An 11,703-nucleotide genomic window follows, 5' to 3' on the forward strand; every position below is an offset into this window, starting at 1 on the left:
GGCTGCCATGCGGCTCACGGCCAGCCATCGGTGAGCCGTTCCAGCAATCTGTCCAGCATCCCGTCGCAACGCCGCAACTGTTCGACGCTGACAAATTCGTCCGGCTTGTGTCCCTGGGCCATGGAGCCCGGCCCGCAGACGACGGCAGGCGTGCCGAGATCGCGGCTGAACAATCCGCCTTCCGTGCCGAACGCGACTTTCATCGTGTCGTTGGCACCGGTCAGCGATTTGACGAAGGCCACCGCCTCCGACGCGGCCGGCGTGTCGAGGCCCGGATAGGTGTTGGTGATCTCGATGTCGATCGCGGCCTCGGCAGCGATCGAAGCGGCGTCCTGCGCAATGCGCGCCGCGGCGTCGCGAAGCCTGTCCAGAATGCCGGTGGCATCGTCGGCGGCAATGTTGCGAATCTCGAAATCGACCTGGCACAGGTTGGGCACGATGTTGAGCGCGACGCCGGCATTGATCCTGCCGACATGTACCGTCGTGTAGGGAATGTCGTAGTCGCCGTCGCGGGCGCCGTCGCGGGCCAGCCGTTCCTGTTCGTCACGCAAGGCGCGCACGAAATCGCACCCGAGGTGGATGGCGTTGAGCGCCAGCGGGGCGAGCGCCGAATGACCTTCGCGTCCCCTGCAGACGGCGCGAGCGGCAAGCTTGCCCTTGTGCCCGGTCGCCACCTGCATGTTGGTCGGCTCGCCGACGATGCACAGCAACGGGCGTTGCGGCGCCCCGCTCAGCATCTCGATCAGGTCGCGCACGCCCAGGCAGCCGACCTCCTCGTCATAGGAGAGCGCCAGATGCAACGGCGTCCGAAGCGCCATCTTGGAAGCCCTGACGCAGGCGGCGAGCGCAGAGGCCACAAAACCCTTCATGTCGGCCGCGCCGCGTCCGTAAAGCTTGCCGTCGCGCTCGGTCATTTGGAACGGCGGCAGCGTCCAGTTCTGGCCGTCGACGGGGACGACGTCGGTGTGGCCGGAGAGCATCACACCGGGCCTGCCGGGCGGGCCGAAGGTGGCAAAGAGATTGGCCTTGTGCCCATCCGCGCTGTGGACGATCTGGCAGGCAATGCCGCTCGCCACGAGCAAGTCGGCCGCATAGCCGATCAGATCGAGGTTGGAGTCGCGGCTTACCGTCGGGAAGGCGATCAGCCGTTCGAGGGTCCTGATACTGTCCATTTTCCTGTCTCTCGGTAGGGTCCGGCTGTCTAGCATCATGCCGCCGATGCTCTGAAGTCGCATTTCGCTCAGCCCCGGTTCAACACAGACTAATCCGCGCCGGCGCGCGATTAGGCGCGTCCTAATCGGCACAGAAGAAATCCGTAGTTTTCCCGCGCCGGCTCCAACTTATGAGTAGTCTTGGCAGCACCGGCAGTGCCGAGCCGGTACGGAGGAAGCACCATGCGCGATCCACGCTACGACGTCCTGTTCGAGCCGATGAAGATAGGTCCGGTAACGGCCAAGAACCGCTTCTATCAGGTTCCGCACTGCAATGGCGGCGGCTATCGCGATCCGTCGGCGGCAGCAGAAATGCGCCGCATCAAGTCGGAAGGTGGATGGGGCGTCATCTTCACCGAGCAGACGGAAATGCACCACACTTCCGAGATCACGCCCTTCATCGAACTGCGGCTATGGGACGACGCCGACATTCCGGCCTTGGCCAAGATGGCCCGAGCCATGCACGAGCACGGCGCGTTGGCTGGCATCCAGCTCGCCTATTCCGGAATCAACGGCCCCAACCTCTACAGCAAGGAGGTGCCGCGCGGGCCGTCGGCCCTGCCGATCCGCACCTTCACCAACGATCCGGTGCAGGCGCGCGCCATGGACAAGCAGGATATCCGCGATTTGCGCCGCTGGCATCGCAATGCCTTCAAACGCGCGAAGCAGGCCGGTTTTGACCTGGTGTGCCTCTATGGCGCGCACGGCTTCGGCATCATCCAGCATTTCCTGTCGACGGCCACCAACCAGCGCGGCGACGAATATGGCGGCTCGCTGGAAAACCGCTCGCGGCTGATGCGCGAGCTGATCGAGGAAGGGCGCGACGCGATCGGCGACACGTGCGGCCTGACGCTCAGGCTGTCGCTGGACGAGATGATCGGCGAGCTCGGCTTCGCCAATTCGGAAGTCCGCGACATGATCGAGATGCATGCCGAACTGCCCGACCTGTGGGATCTCGCGCACGGCGCCTGGGAGGATTGCTCGGGCCCGTCGCGCTTCAAGGAAGAGGCGGCGCAGGAAAGCCTGGTGTCGGGCATCAAGAAGCTCACCTCGAAGCCGGTCGTCGGCGTCGGTCGCTTCACTTCGCCCGACGTGATGGTTAGGATGATCAGGTCGGGAACGCTCGACTTCATCGGCTGCGCCCGTCCGTCGATCGCCGATCCCTTCCTGCCGAGGAAGGTCGAGGAGGGCCGCATCGAGGACATCCGCGAATGCATCGGCTGCAACATCTGCATCACCGGCGACATGACCATGTCGATCTCGCGCTGCACGCAGAACCCGACCTTCATGGAGGAATGGCGCAAGGGCTGGCATCCGGAGCGCATGCAGGTCAAGGGCGACAGCGACAGCGTGCTGATCGTCGGCGCCGGACCTGCCGGACTGGAGGCGGCGCGTGCGCTCGGCCTGCGCGGCTACAAAGTGGCCATCGCGGAGGCCGGCAGCGAGCTCGGCGGGCGCGTGGCGCGCGAAAGCAAACTGCCGGGCCTATCGGCATGGGGCAGGGTGCGCGACTATCGGCAGTATCAGCTCAGCCAGATGCCTGATGTCGACATCTATTTCGAAAGCCGGCTGTCAGCGGATGACATCCTGTCCTTCGGTTTCCAGAACATCGCCATCGCCACCGGATCGACCTGGCGCCGCGATGGCGTCGCACGTGCCCATGTCGTGGCGATGCCGATCGACGCCGCGATGCCGGTCTACTCACCCGACGATCTGATGGCCGGCAAGGTTCCGGCCGGCAAGGTCGTCCTGTTCGACGACGACCACTATTACATGGGCGGCGTTCTGGCCGAGCTGATGGCGCGTCAGGGAACGAAGGTGACCCTGGTGACACCATCGGCCTATGTCTCGGACTGGACCCGCAACACGCTGGAGCAAGGGGCCATTCACCGTCGCCTGGCTGAACTCGGGGTCGATATCGTGCTCAACAGGACCGTCGTGAATATCGCTTCAAGCGGTGTCGCGACGGCCTGCGTCTACACTGGCGCGAAACACGATCTGACGGCCGATGCCGTCGTCCTGGTCACGTCGCGCAATCAGGACGACGCCGTTTGGCGCGATCTCAAGGCCCGGGAAAACGAGTGGGCCGACAACGGCATCCGTTCGGTCAAGGTCATCGGCGATGCCGAAGCACCTGGACCCATCGCCTGGGCAACCTATGCCGGCCACCGCTTCGCCCGCGAGCTGGACGAACCCGACATCGGCGACGCATTGCCGTTTCGGCGGGAAGTCGCCGCGCTGGCGGCGGAATAGAACCGCGCGGGGGGCGCGGCAGATCAGACCGCCCGTCCTTCCCTGTCGAAGAAATGCAGATGCTCGGGCTCGGCCAGCAGGCCGACCTCGGCGCCGGTTTCGGGCGTCGGTCCTTGATTGTGGATGACGAGGCATGTCTGGCCCCCGTCCAGCTCGACATGGAGGAGCGTGACGGCGCCGGTGTATTCAGCCAGCCTTACCCTGCCGCGCAACGTGGTGTTCGAGGGCTGACCCAGCGACAGGTGCTCGGGTCGAACACCGACCGATGTGGCCGTCGCGGGAACCGATGCGCCAAGCGCGATCGGCTGTCCGTCGGCGAGCGGCAGGACGTTCATCTTGGGGCTGCCGATGAACTGAGCGACGAAGACGGTTCGCGGGCTGTCGTAGAGATCGCGGGGCGAGCCGACCTGTTCGATCCTGCCGTCGCGCAAAACCACGATCTTGTCGGCAAGCGTCATGGCCTCGATCTGGTCGTGGGTCACATAGATCATCGTCGTCGACAGGCGCTGGTGCAACGCCGCGATCTCGGAGCGCATGTGGACGCGCAATTCGGCATCGAGGTTCGAGAGCGGCTCGTCGAAAAGGAAAACGTCCGGATTGCCGACGATGGCGCGGCCGATGGCCACGCGCTGGCGCTGGCCGCCCGACAACTGACGCGGGAATCGGTCGAGCAACGGTTCGAGCTTCAGCGTCGCGGCGGCTTCCGAAACGCGGCGGGCGCGTTCGCTGGCCGGCACCTTGCGGACCTTGAGGCCGAAGCCCATGTTGTCGCGGACCGTCAGGTGCGGATAAAGCGCGTAGGACTGGAACACCATGGCGACGCCGCGCCTGGCCGCCGGCACCTCGTTGACCAGGTGGCCGCCGATGTGGAGTTCGCCGTCGCTGATATGCTCCAGGCCGGAGATCAGCCGCAGCAATGTCGACTTTCCGCATCCCGACGGTCCGACGAAGACCACGAACTCGCCATCCTCGATCTCGAGATCGACGCCGCGGATGACCTCGACCGTGCCGAAATTCTTGCGAATGTCCTTGAGCAGAACCTTTGTCATGACTTCCCTTATCCCTTGACGCCGGAGAGGGCGAAGCTCTCGATGATCTGGCGCTGGGCGATCAGATAGATGATGAGGATGGGAACCACGGCCAGACTCGTCGCCGCCAATTGCAGGTTCCACAGGGGCAGGCCGTAGCTGTCGTTGAAATTGGACAGCGCCAGCGGCAACGTGAACTTCTCCAGCGAACTGAGGAAGATCAACGGTTCGAGGAACAGGTTCCACGAATGCAGGAAAGTGATGATCGCGACTGCGGCAAGCGCCGGCCGCGACATGGGCAGCGCGATCTTCAACCAGACGCCGAAGCGCGACAGTCCGTCCATCTTGCCCGCCTCCTCGAGCTCCTTGGGCAGCGCCAGGAAGAACTGGCGCATCAGAAACGTCGCCACTACGCCCTGCGGCCCGAACAACGGCAGAAGGATGAGCGGCCAGTGCGTGTCGATCAGACCCATGGCGCGGATCAGGAAGAAGTTCGGGATGATGGTGACCTCTTCCGGCACCATCAGCGCCATCACCAGGAACAGCATCAAAAGACCGGCGCCGGCAAAGCGGATGCGCGCCAGTGCGTAGCCGGCAAGCGAGGCGATGAACAAGGTCAGCACCGTCACCGTCGCGGCGATGTAGAGCGAGTTGAAATACTGCCGCGCGAAGGGCTGATAGGCGAACACTTCCACAAAATTCTCGAAGCGCCAGACGCGGGGCATCAAAGTCGGCGTGCCGAAGATTTCGGTGGTGCTCTTGAAGCCGCCGGAAATCATCCACAAGAACGGGAAGATGAAAGGCACCGCCAGCAACAGCAGCACGATGGTCCAGCAGATGCGGTACAGGATTTCGGTCAAGCGCGGGCTCACTCCATGTCCCTCCGTCGCAGCGTCACCTGCACGAGGGTCAGCGCCATGACGATGACGAACATGATCAGCGCCAGCGCCGCCGCATAGCCGACATTGAAGAATTTGAAGCCCTGCTGGTAAATGTAGAACGCCAGCACCAGCGTGCCGTTTTCCGGGCCGCCACCGGTCATCTGGTAGATGTGGTCGAACACCTTGAACGAACCGATCGTCGTCAGAACCATGATGACCAGCGTCGTTGGCGCAAGCAGCGGCCAGGTGATCATGCGGAAGACCTGCCAGCGCGACGCACCCTCCAGCTTCGCGGCCTCCTGATAGTCGCGCGGTATCGATTGCAGCGCCGCGATGTAGAGGATCATGTTGAGCCCGACCATCTTGATGACGCGGGTGACGATGACCGCCGCCATCGCCCAGTTGGGCTCCCGCAGCCAGTTCGGACCGTCTATGCCGATCCAGGCAAGCATCTGGTTCACGGCGCCGCCTTCACCCTGCAGCATGAATTTCCAGACGATCGCCCAGGCGATCGCCGACGTGACCACCGGCGCGAAGAAAACCGTCCGAAAGAAGACGACGCCGAAGAACGGCCGCGACAGCGCCAGCGCAAGCGAGAGCGCCAGCGCCATGTTCAGGGGCACCAGCCCCAGCGCAAAGATCACGGAATTGCGCACGACATGCCAGAAGTCGGGGTTCTCCAGCAGGACGTTGTGGAAATTCCGAAGCCCGACGAAGGTCGCCTGCTGGCTGAGCAGGTTCCACTCGGTCGTCGAATAATAGAAAATGGCGGCCAGCGGCCCAAGGAAGAAGATCAGGAAGCCGATCAGGGTCGGGCTGACGAACAGCCACGCTTCCAGCATTTCCCTGGTTTTCAGGGTCAGCCACGGCGCGCTCGGTGGGCGCGCCGCATTGCCTCGGTATGCCTTGCCAGTCACGAAGCGGAGCCCTGTGTCAGAGCAGCGGCTGGATGGCGGCGCAGACGCCCTTCAGTGCCTCTTCGACATTGGCGTCGGCCCGCCATAATGCGTCGACGCGCGGCGCCATCGCCGCGAAGATCTGCGGCACATGCTCATGCGAGGGGTGGACGCGGCCGTTGACGATCGCGGCTGCCACGCTCTTCATTTGCTCGGGCGGGATCAGCTTGTTGGAATTGATGAAGGCGTCGCTCTCGAGAACGCTCTTGCGGGCGGGCGGGAAGAACTGCGCCATGACAGCCACATTGTCCTTGCTGGTCATCTCGGCAACCAGTTGCACGGCGAGCTCCTTGTTCTTGCCCGATGCAAAGACGGTCAGCGCGGCCTGACCGATGACGGGAGCCTCGCCGGCCGGCCCCGAAGGCAGCGGTGCGATGCCCCATTTGAAACCCGCCTCGGGCATCTTCGAGGCCCGCGAAATCTGGTTCACGGTCATCGCCGAATTGCCGGAGAAATAGTCGCCCTGTTCTCCCGGCGGCACGATCGACTTGTCCTTGAACACCATGTCGTGCAGCTGCTTGATCGCGGCCACCGCTTCCGGCTTGTCCAGGCCGCACTGGCCGTTGGCCCATAGATCGCCGCCATAGGCGCGCACGGGCGGCAGCAAAGCGTGCGTCATGCGCGATGCGTAGCCTTCGCCGTCCTTGAACTCGAAGCCCCATTTGCCGGGATTGGCCTGGGTGAGCTTCTTGGCGACCTCCTGGAATTTCTGCATGTTCCACTCGCCCTTGGCGGCGAGCTGGTTGGGGTCTTCGAGACCCGCTTTGTCGAACATGTCCTTGTTGTAGTAGATCAGGAAAGGCGAGGTCGAGAACGGCACGCCATAGACCTTGCCATCCCTCTGCCAGAGCGCCATCGCCGGCTTGGAGAAATCCTCGAAATTGTATCCCTCGGTAGCCTTCAGCGTCGGGCCGATGTCCATGAGCAGGCCGGCATTCTCGAAGGCTGGTGCCGCATCCTCCATCATCCAGGCGACATCCGGGGTGTTGCCGCCGGCGACCTGAAAGGTGAGCTTCTGCGTATAGTCGGCGACCGGAACGGTCTCGAACTTCACCGTCACGCCCGGATGCTTGGCGATGAAGCCCGCGGCGATGCCGTTCAGCATCTTGAGATGGGCCTCGCTGCCGGTCCATACGGTCATCCGGAGTTCCTGGGCCAGCGACTGTGCCGACAGGGCGCACAGTGCCACGGCCGATAGTGCGAGCTTGATTGCGGTCTTCATTATTTCCTCCCGAAGCGCTGATGGTCACTCGACAATTGTGGCGCGATATCAATGGCCCGGCCGGCGGCGTGTGGTCATGCTGTCGCTCCTGGCAGGGCACCGGGCGCGTCGCCGATCGTCCAGCCGCCATCGATGGGGATGTCGGCGCCGGTGATGTAACGGGCGGCATCGCTGCACAGGAAAACGAAAGCGCCGACGACGTCCTCGGGCTGACCGTGGCGCCCGGCGGGAATCTTCGCCGCGACCGCTTGGCGGAAAGCGGCGTCCCGGTAACGCTCGGCAGTTGCTTCCGTCTCGATCGCGCCGGGCGATACAACATTCATGGTGACGCCATGCGGCGCGACTTCACGCGCCATGGCGCGCACGGCCGTCAGTTGCGCGGCCTTCAGCGATGCATAGACGATGGTCTCGGCGCGTGGGCGCCTCGCCATCACGCTGCCGGTCGCCACCACGCGCCCCCATCCGCGCTTTGCCATGGCTGGAACCAGCCGAGCGGCCAAGGTGAGCAGCGCCGTGAAGTTGGCCGCGACATGCGCCTGGATATGCGCTTCGTCGACCTCGTTCCATGCCCAGCGCCGCTCGATCGCGCCGTTCGAGACCAGGATGTCGATGGGGCCGTCGCTGACCTCGTCCGCAAAGGCCGACATTGCCCTGCTGTCGGTGAAATCGGCCTCGATGACCGCGGTGCCGGGGCCGATGGCCGCCGCCGTATCGCGCGCGCCGGCGGCGTCGCCGAAATGGTGCAGCGCGACCGAGGCCCCCTGCTGCGCAAGGGCAATCGCAACCGCACGCCCGATGCCGGAGCTGGCGCCCGTCACCAGCGCTCGACGACCAGCCAGGGAAAAACGGTCATGGCTCACCGCGACGGCTCCCCGAGTTTGTCCGCGACCTCGAACGAGGCGATGTCGGCCGCGTCGAAGTGCTCGTGGATGCGTCGGTCGGCGAGATCGGTGTCGCCCGCCGCGATTGCGTCATGGATTGCCTTGTGCCGTTCGACGGTGGCGCGCCAATCCGCTTCGCTGCGATTGGAACGTCGCGAGAACAGTTCCGAAACCTCCCGTTGGACCGACCGCATCCCTTCCATCTGGATGCGGATCATGGAATTTCCAGTGGCTGTCGCAAGGCCGAGGTGGAACATGATGTCTGCTTGCGTGAAATCGTCTGGCCTGCCGATGCCGGCGTGCATGTCGAGCACGGCCTGCCGCATCATTTCCAACCCTCTGGGATCGCGGCGCTCGGCGGCCAGCCGGGCGATGCCGACCTCGATGACGCGGCGCATCTCGTTGGCTTCTTGCAGCCGCATCAGGCTCGAGCGGACCGCATAGGCGTAGATGCGGTCCATCGGCTCGCCGCTCAGTGCCTTGGCGCGCGCGACCTTGCCTTGCTGCGTCGAGACCAGGCCCGCGCTGGTCAATTGGCGCAGCGCCTCGCGCGCAATCGGTTTGGAGACGCCGAACTCCCTGGCGATCTCGCCTTCCGGCGGCAACGCCTCGCCAGGGGCGATGCGTCCGTCGAACAGGGCCGCGGCGATTGCATCCGAGACGCCATCAGCAAGGCGCGATGGGCTCGCGGGCTTCACGGCGAAAATCGATTTGCGTGCTGTTTCTGCGGCCATTCGGGATCCTCTTTTGGCTGCCTAGCACAATTGCCTCAAACATAGCAACTAAGTTTTCTGGTTGCTAAGTTTATAAGTGAGCGTTATGACGGGCCATCCGCAGGGACGAGGGAAGTCTGGTATCGATGCGCATGAGCGATCCAACCGCGGCGGGGCCGCTGAAGATTGCCGAGGTGATAGCCCATCCCCTCAGTCAGACGCTGCCCAGGCCCACGGTCACGTCATGGGGCGTCTACGAAAAGGTCTCGCTGGTTCTGGTCGAAGTGCGCACCACCGACGGCATTGTCGCGGTCGGCGAAACCCTGGCTCGATTTTCACCCAAGGCTTATGTCGAGTTGATCGAAAGCTCGCTCAGGCCGCGCCTGCTCGGCCAGGACGCGCGCAACATCGGCGCCTTGTGGCAGTCGATGCGCCGCGCGCTGTCGGGCAGGGCAGGTGGCATGCTGATCGAGGCCATCGCCGGCGTCGATATCGCGCTATGGGATATACTGGGCAAGGCGACCGGACAGCCGATCGCGAAACTTCTTGGCGGCGTCGGACGTGATCGCATCGATGTCTACGCGGCGGCCGTCAACTGGGTCGATGACAAGGCCGCCGACGCCGAGCTCGACCGTTATGTCGCCGAGGGTTTTACACGCATCAAGGTCAAGATGGCCCGCCCCGTGCGGGACGCCTGCAAACGCATCGAGCGCATTCGCAAGCGGGCCGGAGACGCGATCGGGCTCTGTGTCGATGCGAACTGGGCCTACGATCTGGACGAGGCCGTCGAGGTCGGCCGCGCGCTTTCGGCAAATGGTTATTTCTGGTTCGAGGAGCCGCTGCAGCCGGAAAACGAGCAGGGCTATGAGGAGCTGCGTCGGCGCTGCGACGTACCGCTGGCCGCGGGCGAGAGCAATTTCACCCTCGACCAGGCGCAACGCCTGATCGCCAACCGCACACTGTCGGTCCTGCAGCCCGACGTGGCGCGCGCGGGCGGCATCTCCGAGACGCGCCGCATGGCCGACTACGCCTCCGCGCACGACGTCCGTTACGCTCCGCATATCGGCATGTCCGGCATCGTCTGCGAGACGGCAAGCGTTCATCTGGCTGCCGCGATGCCGAACTTCGGCGTGATGGAATGCGAGTGCGACGCCAGCCCGTTCAAGACGCATCTGGCCGATCTCGCGCCCGGCTGCCTCAGGCAGAAGAACGGCACGCTCGATGTCCCGCAAAAACCCGGGCTCGGCATCGAAATCGACTGGAATGCCGTCAAGAAACTGAAAGCCGAATGAGGCCGAAGACCAGATGAAGAACCAGGCTCCAAACCAGACCGGCGACCTGACGGAGGCGATGCGCCTGGCGCTGCTGCGCGCGGACCCCGCGCTCAGCCGTTTCGATCCGCTGCCACGGATATTGTCGTTCGACAATTTCGCGCGCGGCCACTGCGGCTGGTCCCAGCTTGTCGGCAATTACGAGGACGATCTCGACACCATGCTGCCGGGCTACGCGCAGCACACCAGCGCGATGCTGTCGACGCTCGCGCACTGGGACGCCGGCTCGCATGGCGGGATGGATTCGTCCTATGCGCTGAAGATCGCGACGCGCCCGGTGGCGGGGGCCCGCAACGTCGCCATCAAACGTCACACATTCCGCAAACGCGGGCCGATCCGTTTCGAAGTGTATTTTACCTTCAAGCCGGAGGCCAACACGCTCAAGCTGTCCGAAACCGACGTGCGATCCGTCGGCCTCCTCTTCGATCTGCAGGGTGGAGACCAGGACGGCAACAGCAACAATGATCGTGTCATGCCGCATCTGCGCTTTTTGAACGCGCTCGACGGCCAGCACCTGCAGAAATGGCAGTACAAGCGCGAGACCGAAAGGATCACGCCGATCGGCACCGACAACAAGACGATCAGCCACTACCATCTGTCGCCGGAGGGCTGGACCGATCTTCCCGGCGGATCGCAGCGCCTCTGCTACAATGAAATCCCCACCAAGGTGAACTGGACGTATCTGTGCTTCGATTTCGATCTGGCAACGATGACGGCGCTCGGGCTGCGCTGCAACGATCGCAGCTTTGATCTCACAGGCTTCGATTCGATCCGCATTCCGGCGATGAAGAACCTGTGGTGCATGCTCAATTTCGGCCTTTTCGCTGAAACCGACGTCGCCAAACGGGCCTTTCTCTACGTCGATTCCATCTGCATTTCGGGAGATTTCTGATGCTGCCCGAGAACATCACCGCGGTCGTCTCGCGCAACGAGCGTTGGCATGGCGAAGCCGCCAGCGAGCCCTATGAGGCGGGATGGGCGCGAGAGGCGATCTTCTTCGTGCGGGCGCTCAAGCAACCCGTCGGCCCCACCGGCTCGGCATGGGTCGAGGTCTCGCCGGACGGCATGCACTGGCTGCGCGAGGGCACCGAATTTCCCATGCCGAAGGAGCGCGACGCCGTGGCGATGGCGCGGCTTGCCCATTTCGGCAACTGGCTGCGTGTCGCGGCACGGTTCGACGGTGGCGCCGAGTGTACCGTGCTGGTGACTCTGCATCTGAAGGCCTGA

At 64.0% G+C, this 11,703-nt stretch carries 11 protein-coding genes; 4 read left to right on the forward strand and 7 right to left on the reverse strand.

The genetic code is table 11. The features are described from left to right. Positions 1-14: 14 nt before the first annotated feature. Entirely contained in the window at positions 15-1,172 is a 1,158-nt protein-coding gene (gene argE, locus FJW08_RS25285) for an acetylornithine deacetylase (protein WP_140812747.1), read from the reverse strand. Positions 1,173-1,394: 222 nt separating this feature from the next. On the opposite strand from argE, the gene FJW08_RS25290 reads away from it, so the two are divergent. Further along, positions 1,395-3,464 (forward strand): NAD(P)-binding protein, encoded by a 2,070-nt coding sequence (locus FJW08_RS25290; RefSeq protein ID WP_140812748.1) that lies wholly within the window; start codon positions 1,395-1,397, stop codon positions 3,462-3,464. Positions 3,465-3,487: 23 nt separating this feature from the next. Here the strand turns inward: FJW08_RS25290 and FJW08_RS25295 are convergent, their stop codons facing one another. The 6 genes from FJW08_RS25295 to FJW08_RS25320 all read right to left on the reverse strand — a co-directional run bounded on the left by FJW08_RS25295 (position 3,488) and on the right by FJW08_RS25320 (position 9,166). After that, positions 3,488-4,513, reverse strand: a complete 1,026-nt coding sequence (locus tag FJW08_RS25295) for an ABC transporter ATP-binding protein (protein ID WP_140812749.1) — start codon at positions 4,511-4,513, stop codon at positions 3,488-3,490. 8 nt (positions 4,514-4,521) lie between these two features. Then, on the reverse strand, positions 4,522-5,352 hold the full coding sequence (locus FJW08_RS25300; RefSeq protein ID WP_246682557.1) for a carbohydrate ABC transporter permease: 831 nt from the start codon (positions 5,350-5,352) through the stop codon (positions 4,522-4,524). An 8-nt stretch (positions 5,353-5,360) separates the two neighbouring features. Beyond that, positions 5,361-6,215: a sugar ABC transporter permease gene (locus FJW08_RS25305; protein WP_140812777.1), complete on the reverse strand. Its 855-nt coding sequence runs from the start codon at positions 6,213-6,215 to the stop codon at positions 5,361-5,363. Positions 6,216-6,306: 91 nt separating this feature from the next. Then, a complete protein-coding gene (locus FJW08_RS25310) occupies positions 6,307-7,551 on the reverse strand; it encodes a sugar ABC transporter substrate-binding protein (protein ID WP_140812751.1) in 1,245 nt (414 codons plus the stop codon). 74 nt (positions 7,552-7,625) lie between these two features. After that, positions 7,626-8,411, reverse strand: a complete 786-nt coding sequence (locus FJW08_RS25315) for an SDR family oxidoreductase (protein ID WP_140812752.1) — start codon at positions 8,409-8,411, stop codon at positions 7,626-7,628. After that, a complete protein-coding gene (locus FJW08_RS25320) occupies positions 8,408-9,166 on the reverse strand; it encodes an FCD domain-containing protein (RefSeq protein ID WP_140812753.1) in 759 nt (252 codons plus the stop codon). Before FJW08_RS25320 ends, FJW08_RS25315 begins: the two co-directional genes overlap by 4 nt. Positions 9,167-9,297: 131 nt before the next feature. On the opposite strand from FJW08_RS25320, the gene FJW08_RS25325 reads away from it, so the two are divergent. Genes FJW08_RS25325 through FJW08_RS25335 form a run of 3 tightly spaced genes read left to right on the forward strand, consistent with a single transcriptional unit; the run spans position 9,298 to position 11,703 of the window. After that, positions 9,298-10,437, forward strand: a complete 1,140-nt coding sequence (locus FJW08_RS25325) for a mandelate racemase/muconate lactonizing enzyme family protein (RefSeq protein ID WP_140812754.1) — start codon at positions 9,298-9,300, stop codon at positions 10,435-10,437. 58 nt (positions 10,438-10,495) lie between these two features. Further along, the gene (locus tag FJW08_RS25330; protein ID WP_140812778.1) at positions 10,496-11,368 is read left to right on the forward strand and encodes a DUF6772 family protein; all 873 of its coding nucleotides are present in this window, start codon (positions 10,496-10,498) and stop codon (positions 11,366-11,368) included. Then, positions 11,368-11,703, forward strand: a complete 336-nt coding sequence (locus FJW08_RS25335; RefSeq protein ID WP_140756572.1) for a hypothetical protein — start codon at positions 11,368-11,370, stop codon at positions 11,701-11,703. Before FJW08_RS25330 ends, FJW08_RS25335 begins: the two co-directional genes overlap by 1 nt.

It is taken from the genome of Mesorhizobium sp. B3-2-1 (assembly GCF_006439515.1).
Lineage (GTDB): Bacteria > Pseudomonadota > Alphaproteobacteria > Rhizobiales > Rhizobiaceae > Mesorhizobium.

Excerpts from the sequence above, each read along its gene's own strand:
- argE (WP_140812747.1), bottom strand. The coding sequence starts at position 1,172 with ATGGACAGTATCAGGACCCTCGAACGGCTGATCGCCTTCCCGACGGTA.
- FJW08_RS25290 (WP_140812748.1), top strand. The coding sequence starts at position 1,395 with ATGCGCGATCCACGCTACGACGTCCTGTTCGAGCCGATGAAGATAGGT.
- FJW08_RS25295 (WP_140812749.1), bottom strand. The coding sequence starts at position 4,513 with ATGACAAAGGTTCTGCTCAAGGACATTCGCAAGAATTTCGGCACGGTC.
- FJW08_RS25305 (WP_140812777.1), bottom strand. The coding sequence starts at position 6,215 with ATGCTGGAAGCGTGGCTGTTCGTCAGCCCGACCCTGATCGGCTTCCTG.
- FJW08_RS25310 (WP_140812751.1), bottom strand. The coding sequence starts at position 7,551 with ATGAAGACCGCAATCAAGCTCGCACTATCGGCCGTGGCACTGTGCGCC.
- FJW08_RS25320 (WP_140812753.1), bottom strand. The coding sequence starts at position 9,166 with ATGGCCGCAGAAACAGCACGCAAATCGATTTTCGCCGTGAAGCCCGCG.
- FJW08_RS25325 (WP_140812754.1), top strand. The coding sequence starts at position 9,298 with ATGAGCGATCCAACCGCGGCGGGGCCGCTGAAGATTGCCGAGGTGATA.
- FJW08_RS25330 (WP_140812778.1), top strand. The coding sequence starts at position 10,496 with ATGCGCCTGGCGCTGCTGCGCGCGGACCCCGCGCTCAGCCGTTTCGAT.
- FJW08_RS25335 (WP_140756572.1), top strand. The coding sequence starts at position 11,368 with ATGCTGCCCGAGAACATCACCGCGGTCGTCTCGCGCAACGAGCGTTGG.